This is a genomic window from Clostridium sp. AF20-7 (assembly GCF_003479275.1).
Classification (GTDB): domain Bacteria; phylum Bacillota; class Clostridia; order Lachnospirales; family Lachnospiraceae; genus Otoolea; species Otoolea fessa.
This window is the reverse complement of the sequence record NZ_QUGF01000005.1, coordinates 195,920-211,241: the sequence shown is the minus strand read 5'-3', so window position 1 is coordinate 211,241 and position 15,322 is coordinate 195,920. Positions and strand designations below refer to the sequence as shown.

Sequence of the window (15,322 nt, the reverse complement as noted above, 5' to 3'; positions counted from 1 at the left end):
GGAAAAAAACAGAAATAATTCCCACTTGCAAAGGTGAAAAAATTTAAGGGAACCAGACAAAACAAGAAAAGGAGATTAAAACTATGAGTGATAACAGAATTATCGAATGTATGGAACGTGCACAGTATCTTCTTGGCAACCTGATGGCTGTTAAACCGGGCGAGGAAGTTTTGATTGTCGTTGACCCTCAGACCGATGAGAGAATGACCCAGGCGATGGCAGCAGCCGCTTTAAACTGCGGCGCTGAGTACGGCGTATATATGATGCCGATTCGTGGAAAAGACAAAGCAACCATTTTCCCGAAGTCACTGGAGCTTGGCATGGATGCCTGCGATGTATTTGTCGGCATGACCACCGCATCCGGTGCAGCTATCTACAATAACCACCTGAAAGAGCTCATCAACCAGAAGAAACTTCGCGAGGTTTCCATCTGCTTAAGAAGCATCGATAACTTCACAAGAGGCGGCGCACTGGCAGATTATGAAGCAGTTTACGCAGACGGCGAGAAGCTGCAGGCAATCTGGAGAGGTCATAAGATGGCTCACATCACCACACCGGCTGGTACCGACCTGTACATGGAAATGAATCAGATGGAGCCGATCATCGAGTGTGGTATCGCGAGAAATCCGGGCGATGCAATGGCATGGTCTGACGGAGAGGTTTCCTTAGGACCGGTGATCGACACAACCCATGGCAAACTGGTAATTGATGGACCTATCTGCTACTATGGATGCCCGACCACACCGGTTGAGTTAAGAATTGAAAAAGGACGTATCGTAGAGGTGGTTGGCGGCGATCCGAAGATTTGTAAAGAAATCCGCCGTCAGATCGCAGAAGTTAAAGATTCCGACAACATCGCAGAGATCGGACTTGGACTTAACCCGGCTTGTATGTTCAACGGAGACTTCGAGGAAGAGAAGAAGGCAAGAGGAACCTGCCACATCGCAATGGGCAACGGCTTCTACTATGGACAGCCGGCACGCTCGACCGTACATATCGACATGGTACAGTACAATCCGACCGTTATCTTCGACGAGGGAACACCAGAAGAGGTTCTGATTGTAAAAGACGGCAAGGTTGTTTGTTTGGGCGACAAATAAAACTATTGCATCCAACTAGACAGTTCACCCCAATTATAACCATATAAATATACCTTACTGTTTTGTATGACGCCAGGAATCCCCGTTCAGCCAGTGTATCGGCTGAACGGGGATTCTTGGTATTTTTAAGTCTGATTTGGATGTGAAGTACCGCCTCCCGAGCAAGAAAAACAGGTGACATTGAGCCGGTATGGAACTGCGGCTGGATGGCAAGCAAGCCGATGCAGGCGATTATCGTCCTGCTGTACGGCAGTACCGTATTCTACGCAATTTTCAGCGCACTGGGAATGCTTCCAGCAGGATGGTAAACCCCTTATCACGAAATATTTATAACATATTCGCAAATGGGTATATTTGTTTATAAGTGTGTGCGGGTTTGATAGTATATAGTCAAACCTCATGAGGAACAGAAAAAACTAAATAAACAGCTATGAAACAGAGAACAATGACAGGCAGATAGCTTAAATCGGCTGGATGCAGAGACTGTCAAATAATAACAAAAGCGAGGAGAATGAGTTATGAGTGATAACAGAATTATCGAATGTATGGAACGTGCACAGTATCTTCTTGGCAACCTGATGGCTGTTAAACCGGGCGAGGAAGTTTTGATTGTCGTTGACCCTCAGACCGATGAGAGAATGACCCAGGCGATGGCAGCAGCCGCTTTAAACTGCGGCGCTGAGTACGGCGTATACATGATGCCGATTCGTGGAAAAGACAAAGCAACCATCTTCCCGAAATCTCTGGAACTTGGCATGGATGCCTGCGATGTATTTGTCGGCATGACCACCGCATCCGGTGCAGCTATCTACAATAACCACCTGAAAGAGCTCATCAACCAGAAGAAACTTCGCGAGGTTTCTATCTGCTTAAGAAATATCGACAACTTCACACGAGGCGGCGCTCTGGCAGACTACGAAGCAGTTTACGCAGATGGCGAGAAACTGCAGGCTCTCTGGAGAGGTCATAAGATGGCTCACATCACCACACCGGCTGGTACCGACCTGTACATGGAAATGAATCAGATGGAGCCGATCATCGAGTGCGGTATCGCGAGAAATCCGGGCGATGCAATGGCTTGGTCTGACGGCGAGGTTTCCTTAGGACCGGTGATCGACACAACCCATGGCAAACTGGTAATTGATGGACCTATCTGCTACTATGGATGCCCGACCACACCGGTTGAGTTAAGAATCGAAAAAGGGCGCATCGTAGAGGTAGTTGGCGGCGATCCGAAGATTTGTAAAGAAATCCGCCGTCAGATCGCAGAAGTTAAAGATTCCGACAACATCGCAGAGATCGGACTTGGACTTAACCCGGCTTGTATGTTCAACGGAGACTTCGAGGAAGAGAAGAAGGCAAGAGGAACCTGCCACATCGCAATGGGCAACGGCTTCTACTATGGACAGCCGGCACGCTCGACCGTACATATCGACATGGTACAGTACAATCCGACCGTTATCTTCGACGAGGGAACACCAGAAGAAGTTCTGATCGTAAAAGACGGCAAGGTTGTTTGTTTGGGCGACAAATAATATGGCTATATATTAAGAAATATCAAGAACGAATTGTCAATGAAAGACTGCATGAATTGCGGCTGTGATTTCCCCTTGAGCAGCCGCAATATAAAACATCAGGAATTTGTAAAAGCTTAGGAATTGAATAAACCTCCATATTAAAAATGGAAGCTGTGGACGCAGGTTAGCTGCCTTAGATGTGCAGAGCGCAGGTGTTCGCAGCTTCTTTTGAGTGCTGATTCACGCACCTGGAAGTTTTGTAAAATAAGCTGGATTCTGCCTGAAAACGGACGGAAAATACAGTTTATTTGTTTACAGATATAGAAATCTTATGATAAAATAATAACAATAAAAAATAACTGTTAGATATGGCGGTTATATTCGTTTAAGCAAAGCAGGATGGAAAATGGACAGGGGGAATTGACAAATGCTGAATGAAATGAAGTACGTGTATGAGGTTTACAAAGAAAAGAGTTTTTCCAAAGCGGCGAAGAAGCTTTTTATCAGCCAGCCAGCACTCAGCAACATGGTGCGGAAGGCAGAGAAAGAGATGGGAGCGCCGATTTTTGATCGCAGTACGATTCCGCTGACGGTGACGAAGGAGGGCGCGTATTACATCCGTACCGATGAAAAGATTCTTTTTCTGGAACGGAATTTGGAACGGTATTTTCAAGATATTGCGGGGCTTCAGGGCGGCACGCTGGCGCTCGGCGGTGCATCTTATTTCTGCTCGTTTGTGTATCCGGATCTGATTGCCCGTTTTCAGACAAAATATCCGCAGGTTACGATTGACCTAACAGAAGGAAATACACGGGAGCTGAAAGCGGGGTTGGAAAATGAGTCGCTGGATCTGGTGTTGGAGACGGCGATGGAGAAGGACGATACTTCGATCAAACGGTATTTATTCCGGAAGGAAAATCTGATTCTGGCAGTTCCGGAAAGTTTTCCAGTTAACCGGAAGCTGCAGCCATACCGACTGTCCAGGCAGGAGATTCTGTCCAAGTCCTTTTTAAAACCGGAGGTGGAGGCAGTTCCGTTAAAGGAATTTAAGGATGTGCCGTTTATCACGATGAAACCGGGCAATGATATGTATAAACGAGGCGCGAAAATGTGCCGCAACAGCGGTTTTACGATGAAAACTGTGATGATGGTGGATCAGGTGCTGACTTCTTTAAATATCGTCTCCAATGGGGTTGGAGCGATGTTTGTGCGTTCTGATATTGTACAGTGGCGTCCGGAGGACCCGAGGCTGGTCTATTATAAGATAGACGACCCGTTGTCTGAGCGGGAGATCACATTTTCGGTCAAGCGGGGGCGTTATGTGACGGCGGCGATGCGTGAGTTTATGCGTCTGGCAGGCATCCGGTCGGATGATCCGGACGCCGATCCGGCTGCCGGGAGGCAAAAGGAGTAACGGCAATTTCCGAAGACAGGGACTGAATGCGGCGTAAATTCCGGAATGTGGTTGCAAAATCAGTTAATCGTGTAAATTTTATATAATTTTACGTCGATTTAGACTTTACCAGCAGTCTAAAGTATGATAGACTATAACAATGAGGGTAAATGAGTTGCCGATTAAAGGCGGAAGAATTTCTATTCTGGAGAATTCGCGGGATGCTATGAGAGACAGGAGCAAAGGTGGATTTTATGAAGGAGACAGAGGGGATTTATTTATCCAAGACGATGAGGAATAGGAGGAATAGCGGGCAGGAACATGGAAATCACAGTTGCGAAGACGGCTGGCTTCTGCTTTGGCGTGAAGCGGGCAGTCGAGAAGGTATATGATCAGATAGCGACGGGGAAGAAGCCGATCTATACCTACGGTCCCATCATCCACAATGAAGAGGTGGTGCGGGATCTGGAAGAGAAGGGCGTACAGGTCATCAATTCGAAGGAGGAACTGGAAGCCCTGAAAGAAGGCGTGGTCGTCATCCGTTCCCACGGCGTAGGCAGGGAGATCTATGAACTCCTGGAACGCCAGGGACTGGAGCTTGTGGACGCGACCTGTCCATTTGTCAAAAAGATCCACAAGATTGTCCGGGAACAGTGCGAAGCCGGACGCCGCGTGATTATCGTGGGAAATGAGCACCACCCGGAGGTCGAGGGTATCAAAGGCTGGGGAAATGAGTATACTCTGGCAGTCGAGTCACTGGAGGAATTTGAAAATCTGGCACTCAGACCGGATGAAAAGCTCTGTATCGTGGCGCAGACGACATTTAACTACAATAAATTTCAAGATTTAGTTGAAAAAATTTCAAAAACGTATTATGATATACTTGTTTTAAATACGATTTGCAATGCAACACAGGAGAGACAGGTTGAGGCGAGGCAGATAGCTTCACAGGTTGATGTTATGATTGTGATTGGAGGCAAGAACAGTTCTAACACACAAAAGTTGTATGAGATTTGCCGCAGGGAATGTAAACACACTTACTACATTCAGACACTGGAAGATTTCAAGCCTGAGATAACAGGTACTGTGCGCAGCGTAGGTATTACAGCCGGGGCATCGACCCCAAATCAAATTATCGAGGAGGTTCATACTAATGTCAGAATTAAGTTTTGAACAAATGTTTGAAGAATCATCATTCAAGAGATTACGTACAGGAGAGGCTGTTACCGGTCAGGTTATCGGTGTCAAGGAAGACGAAATCATTCTCAGCATCGCTGGAAGCAAATCCGAAGGCATCATCACAAGAAGCGAATTCACCAATGAGCCGGGCGTAGATCTTAGAACCAAAGTTCAGGTCGGCGACGAACTGGAAGCAAAAGTTCTGAAAGTAAACGACGGAGAGGGCATGGCTGCTTTATCTTACAAGAGACTGGCTGCTGATAAGGGTCTGAAACGTCTGAAAGAAGCTTTCGAGAACAAGGAAGTTCTGAAAGAGAAAGTTACACAGGTTATGGAGAAAGGTCTCGTAGTAGAGGTTGAGGGAACCCGTGTATTCATTCCGGCAAGCATGGTTTCTGATACTTATGATAAAGACTTATCCAAGTACGCAGGTCAGGAGATTGAGTTCGTAGTTACCGAGTTCAATCCGAGCGGAAGAAGAAGCCGTATCATCGGCGACCGCAAGCAGATCCTGCTTGAGAAGAAAGCTGCTATGCAGAAAGAATTATTCGAGAAGATCGCTGTTGGTCAGACCGTAGAAGGTGTTGTTAAGAATGTAACTGATTTCGGTGCATTTATCGACCTTGGCGGCGCTGACGGTCTGCTTCACATCTCTGAGATGTCCTGGGGCAGAGTTGAGAACCCGAAGAAGGTTTTCAAAGTAGGCGATAAAGTAAAAGCTCTGATCAAAGATATCAACGGCGAGAAGATTGCTCTGAGCTTAAAGTTCCCGGAGAGCAATCCGTGGGCAAACGCAGCTGAGAAATATGCTGTAGGCAACGTAGTAGAAGGCAAGGTAGCACGTATGACTGATTTCGGCGCATTCGTTGAGCTGGAGCCAGGTGTAGATGCACTTCTTCACGTATCCCAGATTTCCAGAGAGCATGTTGACAAACCATCCGACGTACTGAGCGTAGGACAGGTTATCACTGCTAAGGTAGTTGATTTCAACGAGGCAGACCGCAAGATCAGCCTGAGCATGAAAGCTCTTGAGAATCAGGAAGCAGAAGAAAACTAATCAAACGGTTGACGCTAGTTTCTCATCGGACAGATAGTGCGTCAGTCGGAGGATGAAAGAATCATCAGGCTGTCACTTCCACAGGAAGAATGTGGAGGTGGCAGCCGTTTTTGTGATGGCGTGGGGCATGGTATTCTTGACCGGAACGCAGTTGGGTATTTCTGGGATTGGAAGAAAGAGCTGGCTGTTTCTGGTGCTGTAGAAAGCTATTTGGTGATTTTATCTCAGTCGAGAAGACTCCCGCCTCTTCAGGTGGTGAGTAATAGCAAATTTGTCTCAGTGGGAGTTGGGTCTCCAACTGAGATAAACGCTCCGCGAGGATGCGCAGTGATTCTGATAGGAATATGTCAGCTTTGCTGACCAGAATCACGCGCCAAGTCTCACGGATGTTCGACTTGAATAAGATAAAAATGAAAACAGGCAGTATGGCGTATGTGATGGAACATAGGTTGTACGGTCTGTTTTTTGCGTGGTGAAGGGTTGTGGGAGCAGAGAGATGGATTGGAGTGAGTCATAAGGATATTTGGAAAAATATTGACAAAGAAGATACACTGATATATAATTCAGATACAATATTATATAACATATAATATTAAACAAGAAAAATATTATATTTTAAATCAGTGAATCTTAGGAGGGATAAGATGGTTTTTAATACAGGAGCTGCGCTTCTGGATGCGATCGTCCTTTCAGTTGTATCAAAATCTGCAGAAGGAACATATGGGTATAAGATCACGCAGGATGTCCGTCAGGCAATCGAAATATCGGAGTCCACGCTTTATCCGGTGTTGCGGCGGCTTCAGAAGGATGACTGCCTGGAAACATATGACCGGGCGATCGACGGCAGAAACCGACGGTATTACAAAATAACGGAGGCGGGACGGATTCAGCTGAATCTTTACCGGGGTGAGTGGAACGTGTATGCAGGAAAAATTTCAGAGATACTGAAAGAGGGATAAGGAGAGGCAGATCATGAAAAAAGAAGTATTTTTAGAGAGGCTGGAAGCGCTCTTGCAGGATATTCCGGAAGAAGAAAAACGGGATGCGATTGACTATTACCGCGATTATCTGGAGGAGGCAGGACCGGAGAAGGAAGAAGAGGTACTTGCAGAATTTCAGAGTCCGGAGCATATTGCCGAGGTAATCCGGATGGAGCTACAGAGTGAATGGAGTGGCGGCGAATTTACAGACCGGGGGTACAATGACAGCCGGTTTGAAGAAAAGCGGACGACTTTATCCAGAAGCGGTGGGGCAGAACAGGGAGAACGAGAAAAAGAAGCAGGATTTCAGGCTGGAACCGAGGATGCCCCATTCCGGGAATTTCGGGATGAGGAAACGGGAGAAAATGCGGCATCCAATGAGAATCAAAGAAGCCGTCTGAGCGAGATGCTGCATTGCTTAAAAGAAAAAATAACCGGTTCCAAGATTGGAATGGTTGTGGCAGTTCTGGTAGTGCTTGCAGTTCTTCCATTTATCTTTTCGCTGGTAACGGGAACTGTGGGAAGTGTTTTTGGGCTGGCAGTCGCACTGGCAGCGATACTGGTGGTGCTGGGACTGATGACGGTGCTGGTGTTTGTTGGCGGAATTATGCTGTTTGTTCTGGGTACGGCGAGTCTGTTTGAACATTTTGCGATGGGACTGATGTTCATCGGATTGGGTATCGCGGCAGAGGGCAGCTGTCTGCTTCTGATATGCGGCTGTATCCTGTTTTACGGTGTATTTCTGCCGTGGGCAGTCAAGGGAATCATTCAGCTTTTCCGTCAGGCGGCAGGTTATCTGTCAGCCAGGGCGTAGGAGGATAGGAAAATGAAAAAATGGATGAAAAAAATGGCAATCATAGGCGCCGTCCTCTTTGTGGGTGGAATCGGCGTGACATCGATTGGCGCTGCCATCGGAGGCGCAGCTGCCGGGCTGGATTTTCTGATCGATCAGGAAAAAAATTTTCAGGATAAATATAACTGGGGTGATTCGGAGGAGATATGGGATGATACGGAGCAGCTGCCGGAAGAGCTTGATGAGTCGGATGAGGTAAAAGAGCAGCTGAACGGAGAAAGACAATACGAATAGATTTCCAGAAAATGGACATACTCTGAGTACACAAGATGGAAAGGAGTATGTTTTTTTATGGATGAAAATAAGGTGGATTTTGAGAAAATGACCCCGGCAGAGCGGCTGAAATATGAGGTGGCGGAAGAAGTTGGATTGGCGGACAAGGTACGACAGTATGGCTGGAGAAGCCTGACTGCCAAGGAGAGCGGGCGGATTGGCGGTCTGATGACGAAGAAAAGGCGGGAAATGAAGCAGGATAAGAAAGACGGATAATTCCCTTAAAACACCGAAACCCCTTGAAAATAAAGGAAAAATCCAATATTTTCAAGGGCTTTCAAATCTGCCGGCTGCGGGACTTGAACCCGCACGGTGTTGCCACCAATGGATTTTGAGTCCACCTCGTCTGCCATTCCGACAAGCCGGCTGTCTATCGACGCTTTTTATCTTACCAAAATTGGAGACAGATTGCAACTGTTTTTTTGTTTGTTTTGAAATTAAGAAGCGAAGCATTCGCAGGGGCTTGCGTGTTTCATTAAAATAAGGTATGATTAGGTTCAAATGGGTTTATGAACGCGTCATGCGTGAATGATAATTCATATGGAATGACAGACTGGAAAAGGAGGTGGCGTCTGTGACCTGTCGGGAAGCGGAGCGTCTTGTGACGCCGTATATCCAGGATAAACTAAGCGGGGATGAGCTGGAAGCGTTTCTGGAGCATCTGGAACATTGCCGCAACTGTCAGGAAGAATTGGAAATTTATTTTATGGTGGATGTCGGACTGAAACAGCTGGACACCGGATCGGGTACTTTTGATATCATGGGCGCACTGCAGAAGCGGATCGCTGAGTCATATGCCCGTGTGCGCCGGATGTGGCGCTTCCGGAAAATGGAGTATGCGGTCAATACGCTGGGCGTGATGGCGGTATTGGTGACGGTGATGCTGCAGGTCAGGATTTGGCTGGCACCATAGAAAAAAGCAACAAGTGATAGAACAGGAGACGGAAACAGATGGGCAAATTAGTGCTGATAGATGGTCATAGTATACTCAACCGGGCATTTTACGGGGTGCCGGAGTTGACAAATTCGAAGGGACTCCACACCAATGCAGTGTACGGATTTTTAAATATCATGTTCCGGGTGATCGAAGATGAGGGGGCAGACTATCTGGCAGTGGCATTTGACTTGAAAGAGCCGACATTCCGTCACAAAATGTATGCGGCATACAAGGGAACGAGAAAACCGATGCCGCAGGAGCTGCATGAGCAGGTTCCGGTGATGAAGGAAGTGCTGACAGCGATGGGCGTGCCGATTCTTACCAAGGCGGGGTATGAGGCAGACGATATTCTGGGAACGATCGCAAAACGCTGTGCGGCGGAGGGCGTGGAGGTTTCTATCGTATCAGGAGATCGTGACCTGCTGCAGCTTGCAGATACGCACATTAAGATTCGGATGCCGCGTACTTCGAAAGGTACGACGGAGATACGCGACTATTACCCGGAGGATGTGAAGGCGGAGTATCAGGTGACGCCGATCGAATTTATTGATGTAAAGGCGCTGATGGGCGATACTTCGGATAATATTCCGGGCGTGCCATCGATCGGTGAAAAGACGGCAACCAGCCTGATTACCACCTACGGAAGCATTGAGAATGCGTATGCACACATTGATGAGGTAAAGCCGCCGCGCGCACAGAAAGCGCTTCGGGAGCATTATGACATGGCGCAGATGAGCAAGGATCTGGCAACGATCCGCATCAATTGCGAGATTGGTTTTTCGCTGGAGGAGGCGAAGCTGGATTCGCTTTACACGCCGGAGGCATATCAGTATATGAAGCAGCTGGAATTTAAGTCCATTCTGCAGAAATTTGGTGAGGACGCCTTTGCGTCATCAGAAATGGAAAAATCTTTCCGTTTGGTAAATGATTTTGGCGAGGCACAGGTGATTTTTGACCGTGCACAGCGCGCGGAGGAGATCGGCGCGCAGCTGGTGATTGAAAAAGAAGAGGTTGTGGCACTGGCACTCTGCCTGGACGGGACATCGATCTATGCGATCCCGGCAGTTGGATTTCTGACCGGACAGTATCTGGCGGAGGAGCTGGAACGCCTGATGGAGGTGGTTCCGTCTGTGACGGTTCTGGATCTCAAGATCCAGCTTCCATTTCTTAAAAATCATAGCCGCCGGATCGTGGACGGCATCCGGAATGCAGAAGGAAACCGTGCGGTTATGGACGCAGGCGTGGCGGCGTATCTGTTAAATCCGCTCAAGGATACCTATGGATATGATGACCTGGCGCGCGATTACCTGGATATGACCGTGCCGTCACAGGTCGATTTGCTTGGAAAAACGGCGCTGTCGGATGCATTTGAGACAATGCCGGAGAAAGCGTTGAATTGTGTCTGCTACATGGCATATACGGCGTGGAAATCGCGGGAAATCCTGCTGGGGCAGCTTCGAAGACATGGAATGATGCATCTCTTTTATGAGATAGAGATGCCGGTTATTTACAGCCTCTACCATATGGAAGAGGAAGGTATTCAGGTGCGCCGGGAGGAATTGAAAGCCTACGGCGAACGCCTCCAGACGCAGGTAGAGAAACTGGAGCAGGAGATTTACGCCGAGACGGGCTGTGAATTTAATATTAATTCCCCGAAGCAGCTGGGTGAGGTTTTATTTGAAAAAATGTCCCTGCCGGGCGGCAAAAAGACGAAGACCGGCTATTCGACGGCGGCGGATGTGCTGGAAAAACTGGCGCCGGAGTATCCGGTTGTGCGGAAAGTATTAGACTATCGCCAGGTGGCGAAACTCAAATCGACCTATGCGGACGGGCTGGGTGCATTTATCCGGGAGGACGGACGAATCCACGGAACCTTTAACCAGACGATCACAGCGACAGGACGTATCAGCAGTACAGAGCCGAACCTGCAGAATATTCCGGTGCGTATGGAGCTGGGACGCGAGATCCGGAAGCTGTTTGTACCGCGCGAGGGCTGTGTGCTGGTTGACGCTGATTATTCCCAGATTGAGTTGCGTGTGCTGGCGCATATGTCGAATGACAAGAACCTCATCCAGGCATACCGGCAGGCGGAGGACATCCACGCGATCACGGCGTCGCAGGTATTCCATGTGCCGCTTGAGGAAGTGACACCGCAGCTTCGCCGCAATGCAAAAGCAGTCAATTTCGGTATCGTATATGGTATCAGCGCGTTTGGGCTGGGCGAAGATCTCGGTATTTCCCGCAAGGAAGCAACCGAGTACATTGAGCGCTACTTTGAAACCTACCCGGATGTCAAACGTTTTCTCGATGGTCTGGTAAAAACGGGCAGGAAATACGGCGAGGTCAAGACTATGTATGGGCGTGTGAGACCGATTCCGGAGCTGAAATCCGGCAATTTTATGCAGCGTTCGTTCGGTGAGCGTGTGGCGATGAATTCCCCGATTCAGGGAACTGCAGCCGACATTATCAAGATTGCGATGATCCGCGTCGATCAACGCCTGCGCCGCGAAGGACTGCGTTCCCGCATTGTCCTCCAAGTGCACGATGAACTCCTGATTGAAACCTGGAAAGAAGAGCTGGAACAGGTGCAGTCGATTCTGGCGACGGAGATGAAACGTGCGGCGCAGCTGCAGGTGGAGCTGGAAATCGATATGAAGATGGGAAATTCGTGGTTTGAAACGAAATAATGGAAAGGTACAGATAAACATGAAGATAATCAGTATTACCGGAGGCGTTGGTTCCGGTAAGAGTGAGGTCCTGCGTGTGCTGCAGGAGGAATTTGACGCGGAAATTATTAAGGCAGATGAAGTGGCTCACCAGCTCATGGAGCCGGGTAAGAAAGGCTATCAGCATGTGGTAGAGGCGTTGGGTGATTCCTTTTTAAATAAGGACGGCAGCATTGACCGCAAAAAGCTGGCGGCGCTTATTTTCCAGAATAAAGAGGCGGTGGAGACGATGAACGCCATCATCCACCCGATGGCGTGGGAGGAGATCCGCTATGCGATCAACCATTCCGACAAGGAGATCATCGTTGTGGAGGCAGCTCTCTATGATGACGACCATAATGCGATGTTTGATGAAATCTGGTATGTATACACATCGGTGGAAAACCGCATCAAGCGTCTGATGGCAAGCCGCGGCTACAGCGAGGAAAAATGCCGGGGCATCATGGCAAATCAGGCATCCGAGGACGATTACCGGAGTTTTGCGACGCGTGTGTTGGACAACAACGGCGGGATTGAGGATATTCGGAAGCAGATAGCGTCATTTTTAGGAAAAGAGGATTAGGATACATATGCGGATGGTTAGTATTGCCAGCGGCAGCAGCGGGAATTGTATTTATATAGGAAGCGACAACACCCACGTTCTGGTGGATGCGGGGATCAGCAACAAGCGTATTGAGATGGGGTTAAATGACCTGGGGCTGAATGCGCGGGAACTGGATGGAATTCTCATCACGCATGAACATTCCGACCACATCAAAGGGCTCGGCGTGCTGGCGCGCAAATATGGCACACCTATTTACAGCACAAAAGAGACATTAGAGGAAATTCAGGATTCCAAGAGTCTTGGCGAGATTCCGGAAGATCTGATGCACCCGATTACGCCGGATGTTGATTTTATGGTAGGAGATCTGGAAGTCAAACCGTTCCGGATCGACCATGATGCAGCGAATCCTGTTGCCTACCGGGTTCAGAATGAAAAAAGATCGGTGGCGGTGGCGACGGATATGGGGCATTATTCCCAGTACATCATTGACCATCTGCAGGGGCTGGATGCGATTTTGCTGGAAGCCAACCACGATGTCAAAATGCTGGAGGCAGGACCGTATCCGTATTACCTGAAGCGTCGTATCTTAGGCGATTACGGACACCTTTCCAATGAAAATGCGGGGCGGCTTTTAAGTTCCATTCTGCATGACAATTTGAAGCATATTTTCCTGGGGCATCTGAGTAAGGAAAATAATTACGAAGAGCTGGCATATGAGACGGTGCGTCTGGAGATCACAGAGGGAGATACGCCGTATAAGGCGAATGATTTCCCGATCACAGTGGCAAAACGCGATGCAGTGTCGCAGATTGTGACGGTGTAGAAGACGTAAAAGTATTAAAATTGGTTATACAAAGTCTGAAAACAAGCCAGAAGATATATTTGGGGTTATGGCTTGGAGACATGGACAAACGTGTGGGGTTGACAGAAATATCGTTACTGTACACGCATACGTGTCCAGTAACGGAATATCATTTTAGGTGTAAAAGTCAGCAGCCGGATGGCAGTTGAGTTTTTATAGAAATTAGTAAGTCATAAAAACATTTCCGCCATAGGACGGAGAGCACACAGGAGGATGAAAGCTATGAGTAAGATTATTATTACTATCGTTGGACAGGACCGCGTCGGTATCGTTGCAAAAACGTGTAACTATCTGGCTGACCACAACATGAACATTCTTGACATCACGCAGACGATCCTGCAGGAATATTTCAACATGATGATGATCGTGGATATTTCCGGTTCCAAGACATCCTTTGATGATATGGCGCATGAGCTGGACAAGCTGGGACAGGAGATCGGCGTAAAGATTCTCTGTCAGAGAGAAGAGATTTTTACCAGTATGCACAGAATCTAAGCAAATATTTTCAGAAAGGACGTAAAACCAATGATTAACATGCAGGAAGTTCTGGAAACTAATAACATGATCGCGCATGAAAAACTGGATGTGCGGACGATCACGATGGGTATCAGCCTCTTAGACTGTGTGGACAGTGATCTGGCGAAGATGAATGAGAAGATCTACAATAAGATTACAACTTATGCGAAAGATCTTGTATCGACCGGCGATGCCATCGGACGTGAATTTGGGGTTCCGATCGTCAATAAACGTATCTCGGTTACTCCGATCGCGCTGGTAGGTGGAAGTGCCTGCAAGAAGAGCGAGGATTTTGTAGAGATTGCGAAAACACTTGATAAGGCAGCGAAAGAAGTGGGCGTCAACTTTATCGGCGGCTATTCCGCATTGGTTTCCAAGGGAATGACACTGGCGGAAGAGCTTCTGATCCGCTCGATCCCGCAGGCACTTGCCTGCACCGACCGTGTGTGCAGCTCCATCAATGTCGGTTCTACCAAGACAGGTCTTAACATGGATGCAGTCCGTCTGATGGGCGAGATGGTTGTGGCAACCGCAGAGGCAACGAAGGACAATGATTCCCTCGGCTGTGCGAAGCTGGTTGTATTCTGCAACGCGCCGGATGATAACCCGTTCATGGCAGGTGCATTCCATGGCGTGACTGAGGCGGATGCGATCATCAACGTCGGCGTCAGCGGTCCGGGAGTTGTAAAGACGGCTCTGGAAAAGGTACGTGGCGAGAACTTTGAGGTGCTGTGTGAGACGATCAAGAAGACAGCATTCAAGATCACCCGTGTTGGACAGCTGGTAGCACAGGAGGCGTCCAAACGTCTGGGCGTTCCGTTTGGCATCATTGATCTGTCGCTGGCACCGACTCCGGCAGTCGGAGACAGTGTGGCGGAGATTCTGGAAGAGATCGGCTTAGAGCGCAGCGGTGCACCGGGTACAACAGCAGCGCTGGCAATGTTAAATGATCAGGTTAAGAAGGGTGGCATCATGGCGTCCTCCTATGTTGGCGGACTCAGCGGTGCGTTTATTCCGGTCAGCGAGGATCAGGGCATGATCGATGCAGTTTCTGAGGGTGCGCTTACGATTGAGAAGCTGGAAGCAATGACCTGTGTCTGCTCTGTAGGTCTTGATATGATTGCGATCCCAGGCGATACGAAAGCGACCACGATCGCCGGTATCATCGCGGACGAGGCGGCAATCGGCATGATCAACCAGAAGACAACGGCAGTCCGCCTGATTCCGGTCATCGGAAAAACAGTGGGCGATACGGCAGAGTTCGGCGGTCTGCTTGGCTATGCGCCGATCATTCCGGTCAACCGTTTCTCCTGCGACAACTTTGTCAAACGTACCGGACGTATCCCGGCACCAGTACACAGCTTTAAGAACTAATAGGAGTTTCA

The 15,322-nt window shown here is 48.5% G+C and carries 15 protein-coding genes, 1 tRNA gene and 1 pseudogene; 16 read left to right on the top strand and 1 reads right to left on the bottom strand.

Going from position 1 to position 15,322, the window contains the following annotated elements:
* Positions 1–83 precede the first annotated feature (83 nt).
* The 10 genes and pseudogenes from DWX68_RS06825 (at position 84) to DWX68_RS06780 (ending at position 8,568) form a co-directional block, all read left to right on the top strand.
* Positions 84–1,100 (top strand): aminopeptidase, encoded by a 1,017-nt coding sequence (locus tag DWX68_RS06825; protein ID WP_118524346.1) that lies wholly within the window; start codon positions 84–86, stop codon positions 1,098–1,100.
* Between the two features lie 518 nt (positions 1,101–1,618).
* Entirely contained in the window at positions 1,619–2,635 is a 1,017-nt protein-coding gene (locus tag DWX68_RS06820; protein WP_118628884.1) for an aminopeptidase, read from the top strand.
* Between the two features lie 409 nt (positions 2,636–3,044).
* Positions 3,045–4,031: a LysR family transcriptional regulator gene (locus DWX68_RS06815; RefSeq protein ID WP_118628883.1), complete on the top strand. Its 987-nt coding sequence runs from the start codon at positions 3,045–3,047 to the stop codon at positions 4,029–4,031.
* A 300-nt stretch (positions 4,032–4,331) separates the two neighbouring features.
* Positions 4,332–5,183: a 4-hydroxy-3-methylbut-2-enyl diphosphate reductase gene (ispH, locus tag DWX68_RS06810; RefSeq protein ID WP_118467777.1), complete on the top strand. Its 852-nt coding sequence runs from the start codon at positions 4,332–4,334 to the stop codon at positions 5,181–5,183.
* Positions 5,164–6,246: a 30S ribosomal protein S1 gene (gene rpsA, locus DWX68_RS06805; protein ID WP_022360427.1), complete on the top strand. Its 1,083-nt coding sequence runs from the start codon at positions 5,164–5,166 to the stop codon at positions 6,244–6,246. The genes ispH and rpsA overlap by 20 nt, the downstream gene beginning before the upstream one ends.
* Before the next feature lie 106 nt (positions 6,247–6,352).
* Positions 6,353–6,445 (top strand): annotated as a pseudogene (locus DWX68_RS06800) (EamA family transporter); the annotation flags it as partial.
* A 445-nt stretch (positions 6,446–6,890) separates the two neighbouring features.
* Positions 6,891–7,205 carry a PadR family transcriptional regulator gene (locus tag DWX68_RS06795; protein ID WP_022360428.1) on the top strand — a complete coding sequence of 105 codons (315 nt, stop codon included), beginning with the start codon at positions 6,891–6,893 and terminating at the stop codon, positions 7,203–7,205.
* A 13-nt stretch (positions 7,206–7,218) separates the two neighbouring features.
* A complete protein-coding gene (locus tag DWX68_RS06790; protein ID WP_118628882.1) occupies positions 7,219–8,040 on the top strand; it encodes a DUF1700 domain-containing protein in 822 nt (273 codons plus the stop codon).
* A 12-nt stretch (positions 8,041–8,052) separates the two neighbouring features.
* Positions 8,053–8,313: a hypothetical protein gene (locus DWX68_RS06785; RefSeq protein WP_117795242.1), complete on the top strand. Its 261-nt coding sequence runs from the start codon at positions 8,053–8,055 to the stop codon at positions 8,311–8,313.
* A gap of 57 nt (positions 8,314–8,370) precedes the next feature.
* The gene (locus DWX68_RS06780; protein WP_117795244.1) at positions 8,371–8,568 is read left to right on the top strand and encodes a small, acid-soluble spore protein, alpha/beta type; all 198 of its coding nucleotides are present in this window, start codon (positions 8,371–8,373) and stop codon (positions 8,566–8,568) included.
* A gap of 68 nt (positions 8,569–8,636) precedes the next feature.
* Here the strand turns inward: DWX68_RS06780 and DWX68_RS06775 are convergent.
* A tRNA-Leu gene (locus DWX68_RS06775) sits at positions 8,637–8,719 on the bottom strand.
* Between the two features lie 207 nt (positions 8,720–8,926).
* Between DWX68_RS06775 and DWX68_RS06770 the strand changes: the two genes are divergently transcribed.
* From DWX68_RS06770 to DWX68_RS06745, 6 genes are all read left to right on the top strand, one after another.
* Positions 8,927–9,265, top strand: a complete 339-nt coding sequence (locus DWX68_RS06770) for a zf-HC2 domain-containing protein (protein WP_022360432.1) — start codon at positions 8,927–8,929, stop codon at positions 9,263–9,265.
* 38 nt (positions 9,266–9,303) lie between these two features.
* Positions 9,304–11,976, top strand: a complete 2,673-nt coding sequence (gene polA / locus DWX68_RS06765) for a DNA polymerase I (protein WP_118628881.1) — start codon at positions 9,304–9,306, stop codon at positions 11,974–11,976.
* Positions 11,977–11,995: 19 nt separating this feature from the next.
* Positions 11,996–12,577, top strand: coding sequence for a dephospho-CoA kinase (gene coaE / locus DWX68_RS06760; RefSeq protein WP_107000385.1), 582 nt, complete (start codon positions 11,996–11,998; stop codon positions 12,575–12,577).
* 7 nt (positions 12,578–12,584) lie between these two features.
* Positions 12,585–13,382 carry an MBL fold metallo-hydrolase gene (locus tag DWX68_RS06755; protein ID WP_022360435.1) on the top strand — a complete coding sequence of 266 codons (798 nt, stop codon included), beginning with the start codon at positions 12,585–12,587 and terminating at the stop codon, positions 13,380–13,382.
* A gap of 261 nt (positions 13,383–13,643) precedes the next feature.
* The gene (locus DWX68_RS06750; RefSeq protein WP_022360436.1) at positions 13,644–13,916 is read left to right on the top strand and encodes an ACT domain-containing protein; all 273 of its coding nucleotides are present in this window, start codon (positions 13,644–13,646) and stop codon (positions 13,914–13,916) included.
* A gap of 30 nt (positions 13,917–13,946) precedes the next feature.
* Positions 13,947–15,311 carry a PFL family protein gene (locus tag DWX68_RS06745; protein ID WP_118628880.1) on the top strand — a complete coding sequence of 455 codons (1,365 nt, stop codon included), beginning with the start codon at positions 13,947–13,949 and terminating at the stop codon, positions 15,309–15,311.
* Positions 15,312–15,322 lie beyond the last annotated feature (11 nt).

Excerpts from the sequence above, each read along its gene's own strand:
- DWX68_RS06815 (WP_118628883.1), top strand. The coding sequence starts at position 3,045 with ATGCTGAATGAAATGAAGTACGTGTATGAGGTTTACAAAGAAAAGAGT.
- DWX68_RS06825 (WP_118524346.1), top strand. The coding sequence starts at position 84 with ATGAGTGATAACAGAATTATCGAATGTATGGAACGTGCACAGTATCTT.
- DWX68_RS06820 (WP_118628884.1), top strand. The coding sequence starts at position 1,619 with ATGAGTGATAACAGAATTATCGAATGTATGGAACGTGCACAGTATCTT.
- DWX68_RS06780 (WP_117795244.1), top strand. The coding sequence starts at position 8,371 with ATGGATGAAAATAAGGTGGATTTTGAGAAAATGACCCCGGCAGAGCGG.
- DWX68_RS06750 (WP_022360436.1), top strand. The coding sequence starts at position 13,644 with ATGAGTAAGATTATTATTACTATCGTTGGACAGGACCGCGTCGGTATC.
- polA (WP_118628881.1), top strand. The coding sequence starts at position 9,304 with ATGGGCAAATTAGTGCTGATAGATGGTCATAGTATACTCAACCGGGCA.
- DWX68_RS06785 (WP_117795242.1), top strand. The coding sequence starts at position 8,053 with ATGAAAAAATGGATGAAAAAAATGGCAATCATAGGCGCCGTCCTCTTT.
- DWX68_RS06795 (WP_022360428.1), top strand. The coding sequence starts at position 6,891 with ATGGTTTTTAATACAGGAGCTGCGCTTCTGGATGCGATCGTCCTTTCA.
- ispH (WP_118467777.1), top strand. The coding sequence starts at position 4,332 with ATGGAAATCACAGTTGCGAAGACGGCTGGCTTCTGCTTTGGCGTGAAG.
- coaE (WP_107000385.1), top strand. The coding sequence starts at position 11,996 with ATGAAGATAATCAGTATTACCGGAGGCGTTGGTTCCGGTAAGAGTGAG.
- DWX68_RS06790 (WP_118628882.1), top strand. The coding sequence starts at position 7,219 with ATGAAAAAAGAAGTATTTTTAGAGAGGCTGGAAGCGCTCTTGCAGGAT.
- rpsA (WP_022360427.1), top strand. The coding sequence starts at position 5,164 with ATGTCAGAATTAAGTTTTGAACAAATGTTTGAAGAATCATCATTCAAG.
- DWX68_RS06745 (WP_118628880.1), top strand. The coding sequence starts at position 13,947 with ATGATTAACATGCAGGAAGTTCTGGAAACTAATAACATGATCGCGCAT.
- DWX68_RS06755 (WP_022360435.1), top strand. The coding sequence starts at position 12,585 with ATGCGGATGGTTAGTATTGCCAGCGGCAGCAGCGGGAATTGTATTTAT.